Origin of the sequence: Rhizobium sp. 2MFCol3.1, from assembly GCF_000377565.1 — a bacterium.
Taxonomy (GTDB): Bacteria; Pseudomonadota; Alphaproteobacteria; order Rhizobiales; family Rhizobiaceae; genus Rhizobium.
Window position 1 is genome coordinate 137,684 of the sequence record NZ_KB898359.1, and the last position, 24,062, is coordinate 161,745.

The 24,062-nt window shown below is 55.8% G+C and carries 20 protein-coding genes; 11 read left to right on the top strand and 9 right to left on the bottom strand.

Translation table 11 applies throughout. The features are described 5' to 3' along the window. The first annotated feature begins 11 nt into the window (after positions 1-11). On the top strand, positions 12-926 hold the full coding sequence (locus D460_RS0115530; protein WP_018899489.1) for a LysR family transcriptional regulator: 915 nt from the start codon (positions 12-14) through the stop codon (positions 924-926). Between the two features lie 608 nt (positions 927-1,534). Here the strand turns inward: D460_RS0115530 and D460_RS0115535 are convergent. The 5 genes from D460_RS0115535 to D460_RS0115555 all read right to left on the bottom strand — a co-directional run bounded on the left by D460_RS0115535 (position 1,535) and on the right by D460_RS0115555 (position 6,727). After that, the gene (locus D460_RS0115535; protein WP_018899490.1) at positions 1,535-1,849 is read right to left on the bottom strand and encodes a hypothetical protein; all 315 of its coding nucleotides are present in this window, start codon (positions 1,847-1,849) and stop codon (positions 1,535-1,537) included. 981 nt (positions 1,850-2,830) lie between these two features. Continuing rightward, positions 2,831-4,309 carry a sensor histidine kinase gene (locus tag D460_RS0115540; RefSeq protein WP_018899491.1) on the bottom strand — a complete coding sequence of 493 codons (1,479 nt, stop codon included), beginning with the start codon at positions 4,307-4,309 and terminating at the stop codon, positions 2,831-2,833. Further along, positions 4,306-4,608, bottom strand: coding sequence for a circadian clock KaiB family protein (locus D460_RS0115545; protein WP_018899492.1), 303 nt, complete (start codon positions 4,606-4,608; stop codon positions 4,306-4,308). The genes D460_RS0115540 and D460_RS0115545 overlap by 4 nt, the downstream gene beginning before the upstream one ends. A gap of 11 nt (positions 4,609-4,619) precedes the next feature. Then, entirely contained in the window at positions 4,620-6,305 is a 1,686-nt protein-coding gene (kaiC, locus tag D460_RS0115550; RefSeq protein ID WP_018899493.1) for a circadian clock protein KaiC, read from the bottom strand. Between the two features lie 50 nt (positions 6,306-6,355). Beyond that, positions 6,356-6,727, bottom strand: a complete 372-nt coding sequence (locus tag D460_RS0115555; RefSeq protein WP_018899494.1) for a response regulator — start codon at positions 6,725-6,727, stop codon at positions 6,356-6,358. Between the two features lie 458 nt (positions 6,728-7,185). Between D460_RS0115555 and traR the strand changes: the two genes are divergently transcribed. From traR to D460_RS0115595, 5 genes are all read left to right on the top strand, one after another. Then, on the top strand, positions 7,186-7,890 hold the full coding sequence (gene traR / locus D460_RS0115560; protein ID WP_018899495.1) for a transcriptional regulator TraR: 705 nt from the start codon (positions 7,186-7,188) through the stop codon (positions 7,888-7,890). A 1,621-nt stretch (positions 7,891-9,511) separates the two neighbouring features. Beyond that, the gene (locus D460_RS0115570) at positions 9,512-9,721 is read left to right on the top strand and encodes a cold-shock protein (protein ID WP_018899497.1); all 210 of its coding nucleotides are present in this window, start codon (positions 9,512-9,514) and stop codon (positions 9,719-9,721) included. A gap of 116 nt (positions 9,722-9,837) precedes the next feature. After that, entirely contained in the window at positions 9,838-10,020 is a 183-nt protein-coding gene (locus D460_RS33160; protein WP_018899498.1) for a hypothetical protein, read from the top strand. A gap of 140 nt (positions 10,021-10,160) precedes the next feature. Then, on the top strand, positions 10,161-10,349 hold the full coding sequence (locus D460_RS0115580; RefSeq protein ID WP_155947758.1) for a hypothetical protein: 189 nt from the start codon (positions 10,161-10,163) through the stop codon (positions 10,347-10,349). A 2,192-nt stretch (positions 10,350-12,541) separates the two neighbouring features. Next, positions 12,542-13,528 (top strand): aldo/keto reductase, encoded by a 987-nt coding sequence (locus D460_RS0115595; protein WP_026283196.1) that lies wholly within the window; start codon positions 12,542-12,544, stop codon positions 13,526-13,528. Between the two features lie 60 nt (positions 13,529-13,588). On the opposite strand, the gene D460_RS0115600 is transcribed toward D460_RS0115595, so the two are convergent. The 4 genes from D460_RS0115600 to D460_RS0115615 are packed head-to-tail and all read right to left on the bottom strand — an operon-like array spanning position 13,589 to position 18,155. Continuing rightward, the gene (locus D460_RS0115600) at positions 13,589-14,788 is read right to left on the bottom strand and encodes a mandelate racemase/muconate lactonizing enzyme family protein (RefSeq protein ID WP_018899502.1); all 1,200 of its coding nucleotides are present in this window, start codon (positions 14,786-14,788) and stop codon (positions 13,589-13,591) included. 17 nt (positions 14,789-14,805) lie between these two features. After that, on the bottom strand, positions 14,806-16,167 hold the full coding sequence (locus D460_RS0115605; RefSeq protein ID WP_018899503.1) for a mandelate racemase/muconate lactonizing enzyme family protein: 1,362 nt from the start codon (positions 16,165-16,167) through the stop codon (positions 14,806-14,808). 60 nt (positions 16,168-16,227) lie between these two features. Then, the gene (locus D460_RS0115610; RefSeq protein WP_026283197.1) at positions 16,228-17,394 is read right to left on the bottom strand and encodes a mandelate racemase/muconate lactonizing enzyme family protein; all 1,167 of its coding nucleotides are present in this window, start codon (positions 17,392-17,394) and stop codon (positions 16,228-16,230) included. Between the two features lie 50 nt (positions 17,395-17,444). Next, a complete protein-coding gene (locus D460_RS0115615; RefSeq protein WP_026283198.1) occupies positions 17,445-18,155 on the bottom strand; it encodes a GntR family transcriptional regulator in 711 nt (236 codons plus the stop codon). 203 nt (positions 18,156-18,358) lie between these two features. Here D460_RS0115615 and D460_RS0115620 point away from each other — a divergent pair, with 203 nt between their 5' ends. From D460_RS0115620 to D460_RS0115640, 5 genes are all read left to right on the top strand, one after another. Next, positions 18,359-19,837, top strand: coding sequence for a sugar ABC transporter substrate-binding protein (locus D460_RS0115620; RefSeq protein ID WP_026283199.1), 1,479 nt, complete (start codon positions 18,359-18,361; stop codon positions 19,835-19,837). Positions 19,838-19,912: 75 nt separating this feature from the next. Further along, complete coding sequence (locus D460_RS0115625; RefSeq protein WP_018899507.1) at positions 19,913-20,872, top strand: sugar ABC transporter permease; 960 nt, start codon at positions 19,913-19,915, stop codon at positions 20,870-20,872. Further along, on the top strand, positions 20,869-21,756 hold the full coding sequence (locus D460_RS0115630) for a carbohydrate ABC transporter permease (protein ID WP_018899508.1): 888 nt from the start codon (positions 20,869-20,871) through the stop codon (positions 21,754-21,756). Before D460_RS0115625 ends, D460_RS0115630 begins: the two co-directional genes overlap by 4 nt. Before the next feature lie 10 nt (positions 21,757-21,766). Continuing rightward, a complete protein-coding gene (locus tag D460_RS0115635) occupies positions 21,767-22,864 on the top strand; it encodes an ABC transporter ATP-binding protein (RefSeq protein WP_018899509.1) in 1,098 nt (365 codons plus the stop codon). Positions 22,865-22,892: 28 nt separating this feature from the next. Next, positions 22,893-24,056 carry a mandelate racemase/muconate lactonizing enzyme family protein gene (locus D460_RS0115640; protein WP_026283200.1) on the top strand — a complete coding sequence of 388 codons (1,164 nt, stop codon included), beginning with the start codon at positions 22,893-22,895 and terminating at the stop codon, positions 24,054-24,056. Positions 24,057-24,062 lie beyond the last annotated feature (6 nt).

A 24,062-nucleotide genomic window follows, 5' to 3' on the forward strand; every position in this document is an offset into this window, starting at 1 on the left:
TTAATAATGCCATGAAGGAACAAATCGTAGTTGAACGGCTAACGGGGCTGATCGCATTCGCCCGCGCTGGCTCTCTTGGAAGCTACACTGCCGCCGCCCGCTCCCTGGCCATTTCACCCTCGGCAGTGAGTAAGAGCATCCAACGGCTCGAGAAGCAGCTCGGTGTTTCGCTTTTTTCACGCACGACACGTTCCCTGACCCTGACGACCGAAGGGCGCGATCTGCACGAGCGTGCCCTCAGGCTGCTTCGCGATGCCGAAGAAATCCAGCAGGCGGCAAAAGCAGCCCGCACCGAGCCCGCCGGCACATTACGGATCGCGGCGTCGTTGCCGATCGGCTTGCACGTCATCGCGCCCGCGCTTCCTCGCTTTCGTAGCCTCCATCCGAAGGTGAACATTGATCTGCGTCTGAGCGATCATATGGTTGATCTCATCGAAGGTGGCTTTGATCTCGCAGTCCGCATCGGCGACGTGTCAGATTCGCGTCTACTCTCACGACGGCTCCTGCCGCATCGTTTATGTTGCTACGCCTCACCCGAATATCTTGCGGAGCGCAGCCCCCCGACGCATCCAGACAAGTTGGAAGAACACGAGACTGTTGGCATGCGCTACCAAAGTAGCGGGCAGATTTTCCGCTGGCCCTTCCGGGTCGGGGACAAGGAGATTGAGATCGTGCCGTCCTCCGGCATCATCGTCGATGCGAGTGAGGCCGTGCTTGCGACCATTGCAGCGGGTGCTGGAATTGGACTAGCTACTAGTTTCATGGCCAGCGCATGGGTGAGCCGGGGAGCCCTTGTCCCCGTTCTAGCCGACTATGCGGTGGACCGGCACAATATTACGGCGCTTTGGCCTGAAAGCCGACGGTCCAACCCGGCAGTGCGCGCATTCCTCGACACCCTGATACAGTTGTCTACACAAGGGCAGTGAATGTCAGCTTTGGCGCGGCGGGAGACCACTCGGCCCGAAGCAGACGTTCGAAGATACAAAATGGCAGACAGTGAGCGTACAACGACGGTCGCCTTCATCGAAGGATGAACGCCCGGCCGCCTTGGCCGTCGTCTCCATGGGGTCTACATGTCCTTTTAACAGGCGCCACGCTCGGGCCGGGAAGTCGCGACCTTCGAAGCGGAAAGTTCGCGGCGACGAGCGGAGTTAACGTAAAATGGCTTCTATCTGTCGCCGCCGGATTCTCGCCCTCGGTTCCTTCGTACAAGTGCCCTCTGCGGGTGGCAGGCGCGATTCCTTGTTCAGGCGCCTGCCTCCGACTTGGCGTACAGGCCGGACCATCGATCCCAAGTGAACGCATCTCCGGGTCGCTATCGGATTTGGTTCGCAAACTCCCGTCAGGGACATGATTTGCGCGGTGTTCGATGCATGACGGCGCCCTTCGCGTCGGGGAACATATCCTAGCGAAGCATTAGGAAGGCATTTCGAAGGCTTCAGCTTGCGTTCGGTTCGCCTACCTCATCCCAGCGGCCCAGTCTTCACAACGCTATTGGGCGGCCTTGGTGCCGTCGATCAGGCGAAACGGTGTTTCAGGTTTTGCTACCAGACGCATAAGTTTTCTTTGCTGTCAGGGCAAGTTCGCGGAACACTCTTACCGCTTCGATCGCGTCGTGGCTTAGTTTGGACATCGCGGAAGATACATCGTGGATACCAGCCACCGCTTGAGTGTGGCCCACCGAACCAGCGTCGACCGAGCTCATTATGATCGAAATCACCCGGAGCTGGACTAACGTAAAGGCCGAGTGGATTTCGATAACCAGCAGTCGCGTCGCGTCGACGGCTGCAACGGAACTCGTGTCGAACGCATCCCGGTTATTGCTGGACATCTCGGTCAATTTGGACATGCGCAATCTCTCTCATGCGATCCGGACTTTTGATATGAATGCTTCGACACGTCGACGCCCACCACAACGTTCGGCGCGCTAGATGGTTTGAAAATTGTTGGAAAATTGCTCAGCGGTAGAGACTGTGACCGACGATGCCGAGCCGCGGCTTACGCCTCCGACCCCGGGGCATTCGGTGCCTTGATAGCTCTTCAAGCAAGTCGATCTCGACGGTAGCAGGAATTTCAAGGACCACCGTGTTCGGTTGCCAAAATACCACGCGAACCGATGGAATCAGAGGTGCTCGATGCCATGACAGCGATCATTGATTGCAGAGCTCTTGGTGTCCGCTAAAACTCGCTGGCGGGAAAAATGGACCTGAAATGTGTCAACGATCGAATAAGCGGCTAATAGCTCGGACGTTCTTGCAGGCGGCGACCTGCGCCACGGCTTTATTCCTGACGGGCGTGGGTGCGCGCGCTCAGCCGGCCAATCAGGTAGCGCCTTTCTCACTTGTCGCAGCCGAACTCGACTTATTGGTGAGCGAGGACACGCGATCGGCAGCGGTTGACGGTGTAGGCTACTTTGTGATCGATGACCGTGGCACTGTGGTGCGCGGACCCGTCGTTATCGTGAGAGGGTCACCTGCTTCCGCTCGGAAAGCGTTCGAAAGAGATTTTCGTGCCGCCATTTTGAACGCAGCTCCTTTCGATCCACTAAAGCAGTTTGTCGGAAAAGTACTGGTATTGCGCCTATCGACGTGTGGCTCCGGTGCAAACGCCTCTTGTGGGTATCGGCCCAAATCGACACCACCGAAGGTCGTGCAAAGCTGGCTAGCGCGGCAATAGGATGTTCCCCGTGAGCCAATGAGCGCTGTCGTGTGCGTCAGCGAGGCGTCACCTGTGCCCGCCGCCCCCGTTACTCTTGAGATCGGTTAATCGGGTATTGCCGTTACTTGGGAGGTTGGCGTACGCGCCGGCAGGATGGGTGAGCATTTTCAACTCAATCGGGAGCTACCACATCCTCGCTGGGAACCCGGATACGGCATGTTAGTCCGCTCTCATTAAACATGGTCTCTGCCCCACCATGGACGGAATAGTTCAAGCTTCTTCCGATTACTGTGCTGCCAAACCCTTTTCGTGTTGGTTCCGCCACCTTGGGACCACCGCTCTCAATCCAGTTGATGACGCGCGATCCAGTCTCCTGATCCGGCTCAAGTTCGACGGTCACCATTCCGGCGTCGTTCGACAGGGCACCATATTTTGCAGCGTTTGTGGCCAGTTCGTGGATGATCAGCCCTAACGGAACAGCCGCTCTTGGAAGAATGTCGAGGTCGCCACCATTAATGGCGAACCGCGTCCGAAAGTTTTCAACAAAGGGTTTTAACTCGGCTGCGATCAAGTCGCTCAGGCGGATCGATATCCAAGAGCGCTCCGCGAGCACATTGTGTGTCGCCGCGAGAGCTTGGATACGACCGGCAAATGCGCGTCTGAATCCGTCGACTGTGTCTTCCGTCGACGCGGTGCGGTTTGAGATCGAGACGACTAGCGCAAGTGTGTTCTTCACACGGTGATCTAGCTCGCGCATCAGGAGGAGCTGTTGCCGTTCGGCTTCTTTGTGACGCGAAAGGTCGATCAGGGTCACCACCGCGCCTTTCGTTTCATTTTCGGCAACTCGCAATGGTGCAGCACTGACGAGCAGCGGCTGCGAGTTGCGCTCGTTCAAAGCGGAGGCCTCGATCCCCTGGACCGAATGACCAGAGAGCGCGAGCGATATGAAATCATCGCTTTGCATCAGCCCTGTCGTAGCTTTGAACTCGAGTTCGAAGACAGTACTGAACTTCGCACCTACTGGATCGCGCCGGCACAATGCCAGCGCGGCAGCATTTGCGTGGGAAACGAGCCCTTGCATGTCGGTTACGATAACGGCTTCCGCCGCAGAGGAGAGAACCGCCATCGCCATTCGCTCTGCTTCGTGAGCGCGCTCGTCATGTATGCGATCAGTAATGTCATCGAAGGTGACCGCAATTGCATCAGAAACACCGAGCAAAAGCTTGTCAGCTTTCAGCAGCAGAATGCGGTAGCTTCCGTCGCGCGGAATTCGAATGTCTCGCGATGATCTCTTTTCACGAGCATCGACAAGGAGATCAGAGAGCGTTGCACGGCTGTCGCCATCAAGCAGCTCGAGGACAGCTTCTCCTGCAACCCCTTCGGGAATATGTAGCAGCTGCGATAGCGCACCATTATGATAAAGAAGGTTCCCTCCAAGATCGAAAGCCGCCGCGCCAATATCCATCGCTTCCATAAAGGAGCGATAGGAGTCGTCGCCGCCGAGAGTGAAGACCTCTTCGACATTGGCCCGCCCCTTTTGCACAACAAGTGCGTCAACTTCGCCCTCGCGGATCGCCCTTATAATCTCCTCAGCTTCCTCGAGGCGTTGGAGCAGCTCTGCGCGAGAAATTCTGTCACTGAGTGGGGTCATTCGGCTCCGCTAACCTGCAGATTGATGAGCACTTTTTCGGTGTTTGACAGATCGCCGATGACCTTTCGGATCGGGGTGGGTAGTTCTCGAACAAGCGTTGGAATGGCTACAATGTTATGCTCGCGCGCCAGATGCGGCTGCTTCTTCAGATCAACGACTTCAACAACATATCGCCCCGGTAGCTCTTCGGTGCATATTCTCTCCAAGTTGCGGATCGCCGCAAGGGATTTCGGCGTTTCGCCGGCTACATAGAGGGTGAGCTTTTTAGGCGCGCCACCTTCACCTTCGGGATTTTCCATGCCTGCTTTCCTTAACTTTGACTACGGCGGCTCGTTTTCATCTCAAGTTCATCGGCAACGGCCTGCCTGAGGTATTGGTTTTCAGCCTTTGCAGCTCGCTCGAGCTCAGCACCATCTGCCGCGATCTCGGCCTGCAGTGCTTCGATCTGGGCCAGCGCCCGATCGCGCCTGCTTTCCAATTCCTGCTTCCGGCGGAACAGCTCTTCTTTCCGTTCAGTCTCGACGCGTCTCAGACGTGCTTCTTCCGCTTTCCGCGCCGACCCCGTCAACGCCTTACCGTCTCCAATATACGGTTCGAGCAGGGAGATGCCCGATCCGGACATAACAAACTCCCGGACTTGGTTGGAGTGCGCAGTGCCACGGGCCTTTAGCAGGTACAGCTCCCGATTGAATTCGCCGCCAACCTCCCTGTTCAGAAGCCAAATCCACGAGTCCATCAGCGACGAGAGACCGGCGTCCGTTTCATCTGTACCAACCTGAGAGTGCATGAGATGGGTGAAGACGGCCGTGACGCCGCGCGATTTAAGGAAATCGACCATGCGCAACAGCATGGACTGGATTTCAAGACGCTCGCCGCTTCCGGTAAACGCAGATATCGGATCGAGAACGACGATCGTCGGATCAAACCGCCCGATTTCCCTCAACATCACGGCGAGGTGCATTTCCAAACTGTAAAACGTTGGACGGGTCGCGACGTGTCGAAGAAGTCCACTATCTATGTGTGGTTGAAGATCAGTTCCCACTGAAAGCATGTTTCGAACGGTTTGATCACGAGATTCCTCAAAAGAAAAGTATAGCGCTTTTTCACCGCGGACGCACGCTGCCGCTGCGAAACTGGCAGCAAGCGTGCTTTTGCCCGAGCCGGCCACGCCGCTTAGTAAGATGCTGCTTCCACGATGGAAGCCACCCCCCGTCAACATCGCGTCCAGGTCTACGACACCTGAAGAGACGCGCTCGTTGGAGACCTTGTGATTCAAGTTAAGGCTGCTGACCGGAAGGACGCTGAAGCCATCTTCGTCGATAAGAAAGGGAACTTCATTCGTTCCATGGGCGGTACCGCGGTATTTGACGATCCGCAGTCGTCGCGTAGAAATCTGGTTGTGCACGCGATGGTCGAGCAGAATTACGCAATCAGAGACATATTCCTCCAAGCCCTGGCGCGTGAGGCTTCCATCGCCGCGCTCCCCAGTGATAATGGTGGTGAGCCCCTTGTCCTTCAACCAATCAAAAAGCCGGCGGATTTCAGCGCGCAGAATGGCTGGATTGGTAAAGGCGGAGAACAGGCTTTCGATCGTGTCAAGCACGATGCGCTTCGCCCCGACCTGATCAATGGCCAGCTCCAATCGAAGGAAGAGCCCCTCGAGATCGTAATCCCCAATCTCCTCTAACTCCGATGGATCGATTGAAATATGTTCGATGTAGACCTTGCCTTCCTCGATCAGTCTATCTACCTCAAAGCCCAGCGACGCGACGTTGCTGATGATATCAGAGGGGCGCTCCTCGAATGTGACAAAGACTCCAGGTTCGTCGAAGTCGCGAGCGCCTTTCAGGAGGAAGGTGGAGGCGAAAAGTGTCTTTCCGCAGCCGGCGGTCCCGCAGACGAGCGTCGGTCTCCCGGTCGGTAGACCGCCGAGCGTGAGTTCATCGAATCCCTCGATGCCAGTGCGGGACTTACTTATTCCAGAAGAGGAAGACATCGTTCAGATTCCAGTTGGCGACACAAAATACCCGCACCTGCATTACGTGATCACAAGATGCGAATGGTGTCATGAATGGCGGAGACGACACTTTCTGGCAAGTACGGCTTCTCCAAAAAGATCGTACCGGCAGGTAGACCAGTGACGTCTCTGACTTTGCCGGAGGTGATTACCAGACCGATCTCTGGCCACCGAACACTGACGACGGAAGCCAACCCCAAGCCGTCGATGTCGCCAGGCATATTTATGTCGGTAAAGATCGCGTCTACTTTTTGACCCTGTTCAATTATTTGCAGTGCTCGATCCGCAGTGACCGCCTCAATGACCTTGAAACCGGCTTGTGAAATGGATTCAGCGACATCGAGCAAGATGAACGGCTCGTCTTCGACAATAAGGACCACAGGCGGGTATGAGGTGTGCATTAATCGGCCCTAGCGAGAATACGCCGTCATATAATTGACAAGACGCGGAAGGCAAGGCGGGTGATCGACTGTACGATACTGTACACAAGAACCATATGTGATTTTCGCATTACTTTCCATGTGACTGGCCAAATCGGTTATATCAGCGTCATCTTCGGCCTTGAGGCGAACCGGACCCATCGAGGGAGCACGCGTTCAATTAGGCCGGCGCCGGGCTTTCCGCTCCCATACTGAGAGCCCCTCGCTCGCGATACTGCCGATCGACGCTCGTGCCTTTGAAGTTCTGTTGTCCACCGAATGAGCTGAGACCCGTGGGCCCGCCCAACGTGACGGCAATACAATCGTTGTCGAGCTCACCCCGCTCTCAAAGAGCCCGCGACGAATGCTCGCCAAAATAGAATCTTTATATATACTGCACGCAGATCTCGCGCCGTCGCGATCAACACGAGGAGATCACAATGAATGATTGGCTCGACGCATTACTTGATGAAACGGCCATAGCCCATGATCAACACACACTTCAATCGGCGCTCTCCGACTTTGCCGCACGCTTCCAATTCTCTGGATATGCTTATATCGATCTCCGTTTCGGTCACACCTTTGCGATTTCCAACTACCATCCCGATTGGCAGGATTTTTACTTTAAAAACAATCTCAAAACGCTCGACCCTGTCATTCAGAAAGCAAAGCAGCTGCGGCGTGCATTCTCATGGTCAGCGGATACGGAAACGAGATCGATGTCCAAGGCAGAAACGGGTTTCTTTGCCCAAGCCGCGACATTCAACATTCGATCAGGGATCACCGTTCCGGTTGCTCTGCCCAACCGCGGAACAGCCGTGCTAACTATGGCTTCCAGCAAACCGAAGGTGGCTATCGATGAAAAGATCGATGCCGTGATGGCGGCATCCGTTGTCGCGCAGATCCACGCTCGCATTGAGGCGCTGCAAGTGACCCCATCGGTGGCGGAACCTTTCCACCTCACGCCCAAGGAGAAGATCTTCACTCGCTGGCTGGAACATGGCAAGACGGTGCAAGATGTGGCCGATGTCGAGAACTTGAAATACAATACCGTGCGTAAGACTTTAGAGGAATTGAGAGGCCGGTATGACCTTTGCAATAACACGCAGCTTGTAGCTTTGGCCATCAGGAGAGGATTAATTTGACCGGTGAAGAAGTCCCTCGATGCTGTCTTGGTTTTCTGCGCTTGAAATGTAGGCCGACTAGGCTCAGTTGATTGATCCAATGCCATATCGCCCTTGATCGCGTGATGTCGGCCAGTGATTGGCGGGTTTCGGAACGAAGCTTTCGCCTTGTGCGCGAGATAAGGGTTACGTTCTAGCGCCGCGCTAAGGCGCCATCACTCCTTTAGGACTTCCTCCTGCTTCACGCCGTGAGCGTAAACCCATCCGCAACGAGTTCCTCCAACTCCGTCTCAAGCGCTGCTTCCCATTCAGTCATTTCGCCTCTCCCCTTATGACTGGTTCGTTCCGTGGCTCTCTCCAGACCGAAGCATGGCCGCTGCTTTGGCCCCACCCTCGGGACGCGCTTGTCCACCCTTGCCTTGGCAAGCCCGGTCGCAGCGCTCACCCGCAATAGAAATGCAAAATAAGGGGCCAAGCGCCGCATTCATAGGCGTCCGTTTCAGTCGCCGCCGGGGAGGACTTCGAGCTACAGCTCAAGCGGATCGGCCGCGTTGTTCTGCAGGCGCCTGAAGCAACGGACCTAGCAATCGAGTTTCGGACCTGGAAAGAATTGCCGTTTGGAAGCTAGAGACCGCCTATCACCTGGCTATCGAAGACGGCCTCGATATATCGCCTGGTGCGACTGCGTCCGGCAGTCGGTCATAGCTGCGACGATAACCACCTTGCCACAAGTGCAACCTTGGCGTGGTCTCCGTAGCGCGCGATCCGCATGGGACAGGTCCAGCTTGACGTCCGACGCGATAGTAAACTCGCTTCTCCCAGCAAATCGAAGCGAACCAGTCAATCGCCGCGAACGGATGAAAGCGATAGGGTCAAAGTAGCATTCGGCCTATCATCCACATTGGACACATAGCTTAAACGTTTGACCTCCTCGCACCAGCAAAGATCGTAGAATATCTTATACCTGTCAGTAGTTCCGACCAACACCCCACACCATGAACAAGAACGAGGCTATAACGGCAAAAGCTGCGATGGCGAGATTGGTATCCATGATAACCCCTGTAGATTTATGCGCTCTGAACGCGCCAAACGACGGGATGTTCCAAAGGCGACCAGTCCTGACATGCACCGCTTCTTCTGATCGATTTTGCTGCCTCCGTCGCGCGTATCGCTTCGGCCGACGCGCCTCGCCAGTGACTTTACGGAACGCCGAAGTGGTAGGGGTACGCCAAGCAGGAGACAGACAAAAGGTCTTGCGGTATCGATGGCCGCGCGTTCATCAATGTTCGCTCGAAAACAAGGATCGGCGATTTCCAAGGACAGGATTGCTCTGACATCCTTCAACGCGCAGGTTCGCAGAAAGGTCAGCAAAACCCTGGGCACGCTTTCCAAGTCTGGGTATATCTCGAAATCAGCCAAATCCGGCAAGGCTTAGAAGCGTGTGCCAACGACCAGAAAACTATCGGTTGACTTTCAGTTCAAAGTCTCTATTATTGGTTTATCGAACTTTTGCTTGCCGAGCTTTGTCTACCGCGCCATTGGCACCGCGCTCTATTCGAACCTTCTCTTTCAAAAATAGTCGTATCACCGTCCGCGAAGCGTCGATTCGCGGTCCCTCACTTTATGCTTTGAAGGGTTCAGTATGACCACGGGCACAGTAAAATGGTTCAATTCCACAAAGGGCTTCGGCTTCATTCAGCCGGACAACGGCGGCGCTGATGCGTTCGTCCATATCTCTGCTGTCGAGCGTGCGGGAATGCGCGAAATCATCGAGGGCCAGAAGATCGGCTACGATCTCGAGCGCGACGCCAAGTCGGGCAAGATGTCCGCCTGCAACCTGCAAGCTGCATAATCGATCGTGCGGTCCCATTGACCACGGATGTACTGGCAATGGGAGAGCGCGTTTGAAGGGCCGGGCAATGTTGTTCGGCCTTTTGGCTTCGTAGACCCGAAACCCAAGGAGGTTTCATGACCCAGAGCAAATCCAGGCAGCAGGCCGAAGCCGCATTCGACCGTGTCCAATCCCGTTTCTTCGCACACGGCCAAGCGGTCGAGGAAGTTCAGACCGAAGAACAGGCGCGACAGGCAAAGACCCAACGGCTTCGTGAAGCACGGCTCGCTCGCGATGAGGCGAGAGATCAAACTCGCTGAATTCGATTCCATCGCGAGTCGCAGTGATATGGCGTCCCAAGATGCACTTCAGCGATCATCACACAAACCGATCGAATGATATTGCACCTTGCCGCACGGCCACCATTCCAGTTATGGTAGCGAGAGTAGGGGACCTATACATGTCTGAAAAGAAGCAGTCACTATCCGTAGTCGTTCGATCCGATGACAAGGGTCATTGGGTAGAATGGAACAACGACGGCGCCACCGGATCGCTCGGACCATACCAAACCGAAAAGATGTCCGCCGACGTGCGCACCGCCAAAGAACGCGAGTTCACTGAAAACATGGGACACATCGACGACGCTTGAGACCGTATCAAAGGCGGCTTTAAAGCTGGATCTGATTAACGATCATGAGCGCGTGGTTAGTGGTCTGTCCGTGACGGGATGGTGCTTTCGAGCCTGATATCACCAACCCGTCCTGGACAGCCCGGGATTGCAGGTCTTCAGAACAATTTAGCGCTTATCGGCCGAAGCGCTCTTCCCACGGTGTTGTTGTCGTTCCCGACACGACCGTCGAACGGGAAGACAGAAACGATCACAAAAACGAGGGTCGAGATCGCTCCTTGTGAACTAAGGCCAGCTTTGAAAGAACGCTGATGTCACCGTCGGCCTTTGCGAGCCGCTCGCCAGTTGTATCACTGCTGTCATTTTTCCAGCATGGTCTGCTAGAGGTCGCAGCGCTTGAGGGCGAAGAGCCCTCGAAGCAAGAGACCCCGACTAGCGGGGCCACCTGCAACCGTTATCGTCACTGGCAGTTGGTCGGGACCTGACTGCCTGCAGTGGAAGTTCCAGCGCCATCGGTGGCTGTCGACGAGCTACCCGCCGTGCCGGATCCGCGGTTCACAGATCCAGCGCCGCAGTCAGTATTGTTGGTGTTGCCGCTGTTCGACTGTCCATCGCTGGCAGTCGAATTTCCGCCGTTTGTTCCGTTGTTGGTCCCAGTGTTGGAGCCGCTTCCATTCGCTCCTCCCCCGGTTCCAGAGTTGGTCCCGCCGTTTGTGCCGGACCCAGCCGAGGATCCGCCAGCCGACCCACCGCTACCGCTGCCCGAACCGCCGGACGATTGCGCGAGTGCCGAGGTTGCGAGACCAAGCGAGAGAATAGAAACGGCGATAAGTTTGTAGACCATGATCGGCTCCTTAGGGTTGCTGCCTTTGCCTAACCTAGCTTGATCGTAGTTGTTCCCCGCTTATGTGATCTGGTTCGATAATGATGGCCTCAAAATGCGGGCTCAGTCTCGACCAGCGGAAGCACCTCGCGTGATTTGCTCAGAGGGCCTTTCGCCTTCAGCGGCATTAACTCTCTTGAGATCCGGCCAAGGTCGTCAGCGATCGTTGTCGCGGCATCTGCTAGGAAGAGGTCGTGCGTGCATCACAACCTGTGACCCCAAGACCGCGGTTTCGGCATGACCGTGCGCTATCGCTATCCGTCACTGGCGGGTAGCAGCTTGCGAGGGATGGCGACGAGATCTGGGAGCTGACACAGCATGATGATAACCGGGGCTTGAGCGGTGTGCCGAGAATGACGTCGAGTATCGCCGCGTCGGGTTGTCCGCCCTCAAAGATCGCTACCGCGCCCAAAACATTCGCGGCAGGACCGTGAAACCGGCATCTATCAGATCATTTTTGAATTTTGAGCGGTCAGATAGTCGTCCTTGACGATCAGGATCGCCACGCGCGGCCGTCCGTTTTCCGTCATCCGTGTCGCCGGATACTTTGCTCAAACTAAACCGCCGCGTTCAGGTCCAGTTGTTCTCTCGCAAAACATTGCACGGCCAGATACCCTGCCCAGACGACTGGTGTCGATCGTACATTGGCTTAATCGGCCTGCCCGTTTCATGCCGTTGGAAAGAAAAGGGAGCCTTGGACATCGCGGTCTTCCCGTATCCTCGCGATCGGGCGTCGGTTGGAGACGCGGCAGTCTCCGATGCCGCCAAGGGCGTGGAGTTGCTGCCCGCCGTCCATGCGGCCTACCGAGCGCCATGGCGGACAGTCCCCTTCCCTATGAGGTCTCTGCGCACTTATCGCCAATGCCGGCAGGTTCGTTCGCCGAATTCCGATGCGCTTCCGTCGTGATCGTCGCCGAAGGTGGAATGCCGTCCCCAGGACGTCACATTATAAACTTCCTCGCGCTTTCGATTGGAGCGACAGCCATCATGTTCGTGGCGTGTCACCGACAAGCTTATGGCCCGTGCTTGTCAAACGTTGGCCAATGTTCTTGGCCGCGATCTTTTAGCTCCGCTTAACCGCGCCTTCGCCGGCTTGATCATTACCTGTAACGTCCTTCTGCGGAATGAAACAGGGGCCCGAAGACATCTTCGGGGAACCGATGAATGACTTTATGGACCGCATGATTGACAACTCTATAAGCGCAAGCATTCAGTGATTGCCATTTCTAGCTCGCGAACTACATCCTTTCTGGGGTGATCAGAGAAAAAGGGTGCCTCGAGGACGCCGGTTGGATAAGTCGAAGTCTGTTCGGGGTTAGTGGGAACAATGTTGCAGAAACGCAAACTCGGCATTTCCGGTCCAGAAGTCTCAGCGATCGGCTTTGGCTGCATGGGGCTAAATCACCATCGCGGACCGGCCTTAAGTACCGAGGACGCGGTCGTGTTACTGAGAGCCGCATTCGACCGCGGCGTAACACTTTTCGACACCGCGGAGATTTATGGGCCGTTCACGAACGAAGCGATCGTGGGAGAGGCTCTCGCGCCTATTCGTGACAGTGTTGTGATCGCGACCAAGTTCGGGTTTAGGGACGGCCGTCCGAATACGGGCCTCGACAGTCGCCCTCAAAGCATCCGCCGAATGGTCGAGGCCGCGCTGCTTAGGTTGAAGACAGACAGGATCGACATTCTTTACCAGCATCGCGTTGACCCAGCTGTACCAATGCCTGAAGTCGCTGGCGCCGTGCGCGACCTAATTGATGAAGGCAAGGTATTGCATTTTGGTCTTTCGGAAGCGGATGATCACTCCATCCGCCTTGCGCACGCCGTACAGCCGGTCGCGGCGCTGCAAAGCGAATATTCGCTTTGGTGGCGACAGCCGGAGGCTAGCGTTCTTTCAACCGTTGAAGAGCTTGGCATCGGCTTTGTTTCTTATAGCCCGCTCGGTCGTGGCTTTCTGACAGGAACGATGGGAGAGAATACAAGTTTCGAGGCCGAAAACGATCAACGAAAGACAAACCCTTATCTTGCGCCCGAAAACCGCGCCGCGAACCAGCCGATTATTGACGTCATTCAATCCGTGGCGAGAGAGAAAAACGCGACCGCCGCCCAGATTTCGATTGCATGGCTTCTCGCTCGTAAGCCGTGGATCGTTCCAATCCCGGGCACCACGAAGATCCACCGCCTTGAGGAAAACATCGCCGCAGCGGCAATTGAGTTCTCTCAGGGAGAGATGGATAAGATCGGCGCAGTATTTAAAACGATAACGCCCCATGGCGAACGCTACGCGACGGCAGCTAGCGCGCAAACGGAAAAGTGATCGCGGCGACAACGAGCCGCGTTCCTCGACAGGAATTTTCGCGCGGCCTCCTCGAAGAGCCTAATCGAAGAAACCGGTGTCTTCTTCCGTAAGATATTTCTTGGCCGCTTCCGGGTTGATGTCGACGCCAAGACCCGGTGCTTCGAGCACATCAATCATGCTGTCCTTGACGATTTGGTCAGGCAACCCAACAACCAGATCCTCCCACCAAGGGTCCGAAGCCGAGGGGTATTCAAAGGCCACGTAGTTCGCGGGCAGCGTCGCGCAGACATTGATCAGGGCGCCAAGGCCAAGCAGACCGTTCGCGGTGCCGTGCGGCGCCATTAGGATGGAATGCATATAGGCGTGTTCAGCAACCCATTTTAGTTCCGCGATACCCCCGATGTCAGCGGGATCCGGTCCGATCACGCGCACGGCTTGGGTTTCAATAAGCTCCTTGAAGTTATGGCGTAGATAAATCTGCTCGCCGGTATGGATGGGCGTCGAGGTTGAGGTAGTGAGTTCCCTGTAGGCCTGAGGGTTAACCCACGGCACATAATCACCGGTCAGCATGTCCTCGAGCCACATCAGATTGTACTTTTCGACCGCGCGCGCGAACTTGATGGCGTCCGGCAACATCCATCCCGGCCCACAATCGAGCGCGAGACTGACCTTGTCGCCAAGAACCTCCTTCATCGCGATGACGCAGTCGAGCATGTGATTGAAGCCGCGCTCGCTGATAACACCTTGATCCATCGCGCCGTGGTAGCCCGCTTTTTTTTGCGTCACACCAAAATGGAAATCCTCGATTGTGTCCTTCATGTTTGAGTGGAAGGATATTCCTTGCTTGATCATGAAGAAATTCTGTGGCTGCTCCATCATCCATTTGACATCGGCCGCGTAATCTTCCGGCCTGTCGCCCGAACGCTTCTGGCGGATCGAGCCATTATAGACCCGAACCTTATCTCTGACCTTGCCCCCAAGCAGTTTGTAGACCGGCATTCCACAGGCCTTGCCAGCGATGTCCCAAAGCGCGTGCTCGATTGCGCTGACGGCGGCACCATAAGGCTTGAAGGAACCACGCTGGCGAATCTTTAGCATCACGCGTTCAACATCTGTCGGATCCTCGCCGATGAGCGCATCGCGAAAATGCAGGACCCATGGCTTGAGATATGACTTCGTAAATTCGACTTCACCCAGACCGTAGAGGCCTTCATCGGTGACAATTCGGACGATGGGATGCTTGCCGATAACGGCGCAGCGTAGATCGATAATCTTCATCTTCGTTCCTCTTTGCCTCAGCTCCAGGTTCGATCCCAGGAATACTCGTCATCCCAGCGATCAGTTGGCTCCCAGATGCCGGCTACGCCTGGCTGCAGATGTTGCGAGATAACTTCGTCGACGACATCGTCGATCCCCAGGCCCGGCTTGTCGGTCACTGTGATGAAGCCGTCTTTGACGAGGGGCTTAGGGACGCCACTCACGATATCGTCCCACCATTCCACGTCGGCGGAGTGATACTCGAGGGCCATGAAGTTCTCGGTGGCTGTTGCGACATGCGCAGCCGCCATCGCGGCAATAGGGCTTTCAGCCATATGGATAGCCATAGCGATACCGTGATCCTGGGCCATATCACCGATCTTTTTAGTCTCCAGTATCCCACCGCTGGTGAGAAGATCAGGATGGATAACGGACACTCCTCCGCTCTTCATCAGCGGCTCGAAACCTTCTTTAAGGTAGATGTCTTCGCCAGTGCAGATCGGCACCGTCGTCGCGTCCTGCAATTGGCGATATTGCTGCGTGTACTGCCAAGGAATGACATCCTCTAACCAAGCCGGCACGTATTTTTCGATCCGCCGGGCAAGGCGGATACCGTTTTGCATCGAGATATGACCGATATGGTCGATCGCCAGCGGCACGTCCATCCCGATCACCTCGCGAACCTCGGCGATGTATTGCTCAAGAAGGTCGAGGCCCTTGTCGGTGAAGTGGAGCCCGGTAAAAGGGTGCTGGATATTGTGATGATCATAGCTCGCGTTTCGCATCCGCCGCTCATCGATCGTTTTGAGGGCCCCGCGAACTGGATCGGTACGATAGCCTTCGAGCGAACCTGCAGGGAACACAACAGCGCCCGGCACATCTGCAATTTGCATCAGACCCAGATCCATTTTGAGAAAGGTGAAGCCCATGTCCATGCGCTGCTTGAGCCGCTTGCCTGTTTCCGTCCCGCTTGGGACGGTGGCGTCCGTATCGCAATAGACACGGACCCTCTCGCGAAACCGCCCCCCGAGCATCTGGTAGATCGGCACGCCGTAGGCTTTGCCCGCGAGATCCCAAAGCGCTATCTCCACTGCAGACACGCCACCACCTTGCCGCCCGTGCCCACCGAACTGTTTGATGCGACGGAACAAGCGGTCGATATCGCAGGGATTTTCACCCAGCAATCGGCTCTTCAACATAAGAGCATAGGTCGCGCTCGCCCCGTCGCGAACCTCGCCAAGCCCGACAATTCCTTGGTTGGTGTAGATTTTAAGCAGAGCCGATGTGAACGGCGCACCGACGATTTCGGCGACCCGCATGTCGGTGATGCGAAGTTCGGAAGGCTTGGAATGCAAATTTACCCGGTCGAGGGCGTCTTCTACCCGGTTTGCCTCTAACATGATGTCATCCCTGTTACGATCAATAAAGCTTCGCTTGGCCAGCGAGGCCGATAACGTGGATCAGTCCAATGCAATCTCGTGGGCTTGCAGGTAGTCGCGGTTCATTTCGACACCGAGGCCAGGTTTCGTGGTCAGTGTTAGGCTGCCATTTGATACATTGAGTGGGCGGTCGATAAGGTGGTCGTACTTCGCGAGGTTCCACTCCGACGTTTCAAGCTTATAGAAATTCGGAACGGTCATCATGACCTGGGCGCCCGCAACCACGTTGATGGGGCCGGCGGCGTCATGTGGCGACACGGGGATGTAATAGGCCTCGCACAGCGCGGAAATCTTTTTGAGCTCTGTAATGCCACCGGTCCAAGTGACATCGGGCATGATGTAATCGGCGAGTTTGTTTTCGAGAACAGGGACGAAATCCCATTTGGTATGGCCGCGTTCCCCCCAGGATATGGGGGTACTTACCTTTTCGCGGACCTGTTTAAGAGCGTTTAAGCTTTCGGGCGGGCACGGCTCCTCGAACCAGTCGATTTGGCCTGCTTCTTCGAGGCTACGGCAAAGGCGAATGGCGGTTGGAACATCAAACCTGCCGTGAGCGTCGATCAGAATGTCGACGTCAGGCCCCGCCGTCTCGCGAATGAGTGCCGTAAGCTCGGCAGCTTCACGCTCATCCTTGCGTGTCATGCCGCCGTCGAGATAGCCATCCCGTTGCTCCCGCGCCTGTCCATCGGCGGTGCGGCCCTGTTGTGGAAAGGGGTCGAACTTTAATCCCGTGTGACCGGAATCGACAATATCGCGGATTTCACGGATAACGCCCTCTTTGCTGGTGAATTTCGCCTGGTTGGGATGCGTGTAGAGCGAGATTTCGTCGCGGACTGGCCCGCCGAGCAACTCATAGATCGGCTTGCCAAGGACCTTGCCGCGAATATCCCAAAGAGCGATGTCGATCGCGCTCACGCATTCAACGGCTGCACCACGGCTGCCCATATAGGTGAAGCTGCGGAATATCTTGTGCCAAAGGTATTCGATACGCGCAGGATCCTCTCCTTTCAATGCCTGACCGATTTGACGGAGAATCGTGCAAAGTGCGCGATTGGCGAGCTTCGTCGTCGTTGTGATCTCACCCCAGCCACTCACACCCTCATCGGTGGTCACTTCGACAAAAAGAAACTCTCCCCAGTAAGACGCATCAGATCTTATTAGCCATGGTAGTACGCTTGTGATTTTCATCTGAGCCAACTCCGACATTTGAGGATGAGGACAAGATCGGCGGGTGTTATCTATCCCGCACGGGCAGCACTACGGGCTCGCATATGCTCGAGAAGATGACGACCCGAACCTTCCACGTGACGGGCAATAAGGTCTGCTGCGGCCTCAGCGTTTCCCGCTTTTACATGCGCGATGAGATCGCGATGTTCAGCAAGAATGGCAGCTCGCCTGGCGAGCGTGAAGTTGAAGCGTCTACCGACCGCTCTGAGCACTTCGCGGTGCTTCCACCAGAGCTCGGCGGCATGACGGTTATAATGCTTCTGATACATCACCGTATGAAAGGCAGTATCCAGCTCGCTGTGCTTGAAGGTGTCGGCGAAGTTGTTCTCCTCGATAAGCGCCTGAATGCGTTCGAGCTCCGCGATGTCTTCCACGGTCGCCATCGTTACGAACCATCGTGTCAATGCCGGCTCGATCAACACCCCGATCTCATAGACGTCCCGGACAAAATCCTGGTCGATAGGTCGCACCCGCGCCCCGCGATTCGGTACGAATGTGACGAAACCCTCACCGCGCAGCAATTGCAGCGCTTCACGGACCGGATTGGTCGAGGTCCCGTGCCGTCGAGCGAGATCTGTCACCACCAGGCGCTCGTTTGCCGCGAGCCGACCTTCGATGATGTCGTCTCTAATCAGCTTGTAGAGGGAGGCCCCTTCGCTGGAGGCGCCGTCGGCGTCTATGCCTTCGGGCGGCCTTGCTCTGAAATCTGTAGTCTCGGTCAAAATATTCCCCATAAATACTCTATTTATTCGACTACCACGCAAATCTTCCGCAAACAATGTACGATTTTGCCGATTGACAGACATTCTTTGATCTGAAAACGTGCAATTCGTCCGATAGGATACACTGACTTGAGGAGGTCAGCTCCGGCGGATGGGGACCGCTCGCACGAGTAGAGCGGCATGGGAGAACCTGGAGGATACCTGTGATGAGGATTTCATTCGGCGGTGCCGTCCTGCGCGGCACTATCTCTACTGCGTTGCTGGTGTCGCTTATGTCTACTTCGGCAATGAGCGCGTCTGTCGACCTGAGCAAGTGGTCGCCAGAGTACGTTCGTTCTATTGCCGGTACCAAGGACTTCGATACAGCAGCCGAGTGCGGCAAGGTAACGCCGTTGGACTATAAAGGTCGTCTGACGTTCTGGTACCAAGGCATTTTCGAAGGAGATCCAGATTCGCTGCGTGAGTATTACAAGGAATTCTTCGCAACGTTTCGCAAGACCTATCCGAACATCCAGCTGGAGGAACAGGGGCTCACCTACAACGATCTGCTCGACAAATTCCGCACCGCACTTCTGGGCAACGCCGCCCCGATGGCGGTCCGCCTTCAAATCCTTGGGGGCGTAGAGTTTGCGTCAAAGGGATACCTCCAGCCTCTTAAGCCGGAAGATATCGGCTATTCGACCCAAGATTTCTGGCCCGGCGCGATGAAAGCCGTCACGTGGGATGGCGTGGGCTATGGCATTCCGACCAACAACGAGACAATGGCCTTCATCTGGAATGCTGATATCTTTAAGCGAGCTGGACTTGACCCTGACAAGGCACCTGCGACCTGGGATGATGTCGTCAAGTATTCCAAGCAGATCCATGACAAGCTTGGCGTTTCCGGTTATGGGCTCGTCGCCCGAAAGAACGCTGGCAACACGCCGTATCGTTTCATGCCGCAGCTGTGGGCCTACGGCGGCGGCGTGTTCGATGAGGCGTCCAAAGATCCGACGTACAAGGAGGTCGAGCTCGCCAGCCCTCAAAGCAAGGCCGCGCTCCAGGCTTCTTACGACATGTACGTCCGCGACAAGTCGGTCCCCGTCTCGGCACTCACCAACCAGCAGGCCGACAATCAACCACTGTTCCTGGCTGGCCAGCTCGGAATGATGGTTTCGCATCCGTCCGATTATGACGTGATGCTGGATCTGCAGAAGAAGGCCACGGCAACCGACAAAGAAAAGGCGCAGACTGTCATCGACAACATGCGTTATGGCCTTATCCCGACCGGGCCGGACGGCAAACGTGCAGTCGTCTTTGGCGGCTCAAACATCCACATTTTGAAGCCAGAATATGTAGAGGGAGGAAAGGTAGACGAGCCCGCTGCCAAAGCGATCGCCTGCATGTGGGCAAGCCCAGAATGGTCATTGAAGCTTGCTTACGTTGGCTCAAACCCTGGAAACCTGAACGGTTTCACGACCACGTGGATGAAGGATCGTCTGGAAAAGATCAAGTTTCTCGATGTGACCACGTCGATGCTGCCTTACGGCATCCCCTTCCCGGCACTACCGCAGTCTCCTGAGATTATGAACATTATTGTTCCAGACATGCTGCAAAACGCATTGACGGGAGCCATGACGGTCGACCAGGCAGCAGACGATGCTGCCGCGAAAGTCAAGTCTCTGATGGATGGTGGGCTCTAGAAGAGGTCCGCAATCTGACCGGCTGTCGATTAAATTGCAGCCGGTCTCTTCCCTCCGGATTAAGGGCTTCGAACAGTGACGATTCTAACCGGCAAGGCCGACGTGTCCCTCGTCAACCAGCATCGCAATAGCAGTGTCGTGCGCAGGATATGGAATCACCGCTTCGATTATGCGTACGTGCTCCCCTCTATTGCCGTCATGCTCATCGTCATAGCGTATCCGATCTACTACACGATCGAGCTGTCTTTCTTCAATACGCCTCCTGGCCTACAGCTTCGCGACAAGATCTTTGTCGGAATCGATAATTACACGGCGATCTTGAAGAGCCCGGTCTTTTGGACGGTCACCAAGAACACGCTGATCTGGACTGTCGGATCGACGTTCATCTCCTTCGTCCTTGGCTTTGCCTGCGCATTGGCTCTGCATCGTGATTTCGCGGGCCGCGCAATTTTACGCGCCATCCTCATCATTCCGTGGGTGATCAGTGCGGTTGCCGCGTCCTACATCTGGAAATGGATATACCACTCGGATTTCGGCGTAATCGGAGCGGTGCTGGTGGGCCTTGGCCTTGCCGATCGACCACCAAACTTCATAGACAATGTGGATACGGTGCTTCCCGCGCTAATCGTCGTGAACATTTGGCGTGAGTTTCCATTCGCGATGATCATGATGATGGCGGGCCTCCAGACGGTGCCTGACCAACTCCTGCGGGCAGCCAAAGTCGACGGAGCCAATGCTTGGCAACGATTCTGGCACGTTACATTCCCGCATGTGAGAAATGTCTCGACAGTGACCATTCTTCTGTTGGCGGTCGCCAACTTCAACTCGTTCATCATTCCGTGGATCATGACGGGCGGCGGGCCGTCGAACGCCTCGCATATCTGGATCACACACATTTACGAACTGGCGTTCGGCCGTCAGCGCTGGGGTGTGGCATCAGCGTATTCTGTCCTGTTGTTTTTGATCTTGATGTCCTTTGGCTACTTCTACGTCCGGGCACTCAGCAGCAATGACCAGAAGGGGGGAGCAGAATGAGTGCGATCGCGGACACGAAGCCAATTCAAGATCGCCGAAGAAGCCGGATCGACGGATGGCGCTGGGGTGGACGCATCTTTCTCGTCTTCATGTTGCTCTACACAGCGCTGCCCATGGTCTGGATGTTGATCACATCGATCAAGTCGGGCTTTGCCGCTATGCAGTTCCCGCCGCAATGGTGGCCAGACCAGCCTACGCTCGCGAGCTATAAAAAGCTGCTCGATCCACAAAACAGCGTGGGCCAGGACTTTCTGCGTTTCTTTTGGAACAGCTTGTTCGTCTCGACAGCCACGACGATCATGTCAGTCATTGTGGCAGTCCCCGCGGCCTACGCGTTCTCACGCTTCACCTTCCCAGGCCGGAACTTCATGTTCTTCGCGGTCCTTCTGCGCAACATGTTTCCCGCTGTCATCTTTCTCGTCCCGCTTTTCATTTTGATGCGTGCGATCGGCCTTGTGAACACTCATGGTTCCCTCGTTCTCACCTACCTTACATTCGGCCTGCCACTGGCTATCTGGCTGTTAAAAGGGTTTTACGACAACATCCCGATCCAGTTGGAACAAGCAGCTCGTATCGATGGCGCAACGCGCTTTCAGGCCTTCGTCTTGATTGTCGTGCCACTCTCCACGCCCGGGATCATCGCTACTGCGATCTATTCCTTCATTAGCGCGTGGAACGAGTACATCTACGCCTACACGTTCCTGTCAAAGAACGACCAATTGACCCTACCGGTAGGTATCCAGCGGTTTTTCTCAGAAAACACGACGGACTTTCCCGGTCTGATGGCGGCCAGTTTCATGATGAGCGTGCCCGTCGTCGTCCTGTTCCTTCTTCTGCAACGATACTTCGTACGCGCGCTCACCGAAGGCGCTGTCAAGCACTAAGGAGTTGCCTGTGGCCCATGTGGTCTTGAAAGATCTGATCAAGAATTACGGCAGCTTCAATGCTGTCAAAAGCGTTTCGCTAACGGTCAACGACGGCGAGTTCGTAGCGCTTGTCGGCCCTTCGGGCTGTGGCAAGACCACGACGCTCAACTTGGTGGCCGGCCTTACCTCAGTGACATCGGGCGATATTTTGATTGGCGACCAGGTCGTCAACGACCTCGACCCCAAGGATCGGGACATCGCAATGGTTTTCCAGAACTATGCGCTTTACCCTCAGAAATCCGTCTACAAGAACCTGGCATTCCCGCTCCAGATGCGCAAACTGCCGAAGGACGAGATCGACAGGAAAGTCAAAGAGGCGGCGCGTGTCCTCGATATGACGCAACTACTCGAGCGCAAGCCACGCGAACTTTCAGGCGGTCAACAGCAGCGCGTGGCACTGGGCCGAGCCCTTGTCCGTGACCCGGCGGTGTTTCTAATGGATGAGCCCCTCTCAAATCTCGATGCGAAGCTGCGCGTACAGATGCGCTCCGAGATTAAGCGGTTCCATCAGGATCTGAAGGCGACGATTATCTACGTGACCCACGATCAGCTTGAAGCGGTAACAATGGCTGACCGAATGGCCGTAATGAATGGCGGCTATCTTCAGCAGTACGACACGCCTGCGCAAGTGTTTGCCAACCCAGTGAACATGTTCGTTGCAAGTTTCGTTGGCAGTCCGGCCATGAGCCTCGTTCCGCTTCAGGCCTCGACGTCCAATGGCAGCACTTTTTTGACAAGCGCGGAAGGTTGGCAGCTTGAACTCTCGCCGAAGAACGCCCGCAAGGTTGCGAAAGCATCCTCCAACAAGGTTGTTCTGGGCGCGCGTCATTCGACCATAAGGCTTCACAAGAACGCGGAAACGGGATGCGTCCCTGCAAAGGCGTACACGGTCGAGCCAACTGGAGACATCACGTTCGTACAGGCATTTCTATCTGGCGCAATCGTAAATATCAGCGTGCCGCCAGCGGTTCCTGTATCGCCAGACGAGCCAGTTTGGCTCGAATTCGATCAGGAGCGGCTGCACTTGTTCGACGGTGAAACCGAAATGGCCCTCAGGTCCGAGTAATGGTGGACGAGCGGATTATGGGACGTCAATCACGATGAAGTTAAAAATTACAGCGATCAAGCCCTATCCGGTTTGGGTCGGCATACGCAACCAGATGCTCGTAAAGGTGGAGACCGACAGCGGCATCTTTGGGTGGGGCGAGAGCGGTTTGAGCGGCCGCGAAAAAGCGGTTGCCGCGGTTGTTGAGCACTATCGCGAATTCCTGATCGGGCGTGATGCGATGCAGATCGGTCGTATCTGGCAAGAACTTTATCGAAGTCAGTACTTTGAAGGCGGTCGCGTCCTGCAGGCAGCTATCTCCGCGATCGATATTGCACTGCACGACATCAAGGGGAAGGCGCTAGAGGTACCTGCCTACGAGCTGCTAGGGGGCAAACAGCGAGAACGGGTACCCACTTTTGCCTCAACCGGGGACGAGGCGGAGGGGGATAAAGCGATCGAACGTGCGATCGAACTGCGCGCACAGGGCTGGCAAGCGATCCGCTTCTTCCCGGCAGGGCAAAGCAGTCGAGACATTTTCGAGCCGCGCGAATCGATTGGCGCTACCGCTGCGATGCTGAACAAGGCCCGCGAGGCTTTGGGGAGTGAAGTCGTTTTGGGCATTGACTACCATCATAGGCTATCAGTCGCTGAAGCAGCAAGCTTCTGCAGCAAGCTTGACCGCGGCGTTCTAGACTTTCTAGAGGAGCCTATCAGGGACGAAACGCCGGGTGCCTACGCCGCGCTGCGCAAGATGACCGACATACCGTTTGCGATCGGCGAGGAGTTCGCCAGCAAGTGGCAGTTTATTCCTTACATCGAGCAGGACCTGCATCAGTTCAATCGCATTGATGTGTGCAATGTCGGCGGCCTCACCGAAGCGATGAAAGTAGCCGGCTGGTCCGAGGCTCACTACGTCGACCTTATGCCTCACAATCCTCTTGGTCCGGTATGCACCGCGGCTACGATCCACCTTGGCGCGGCCGTGGCAAACTTTGCCTGGCTGGAGACCAGAGCCCCCGAAACCAAGCTAGGCTTCGACAATTCCGAGTTCTTTCCCGTGCAACCGAGACTGGACGGAACAGAATATCCGGTGAGCGACCTCCCTGGTCTCGGTGTCGAAGTCAACGAGGATGCGATCGCGGCTCAGAGCTTTCGTTTTTGGGAAGCGCCTCATCTCACACGCCGCGACGGATCCGTGACCAACTGGTAGACACTT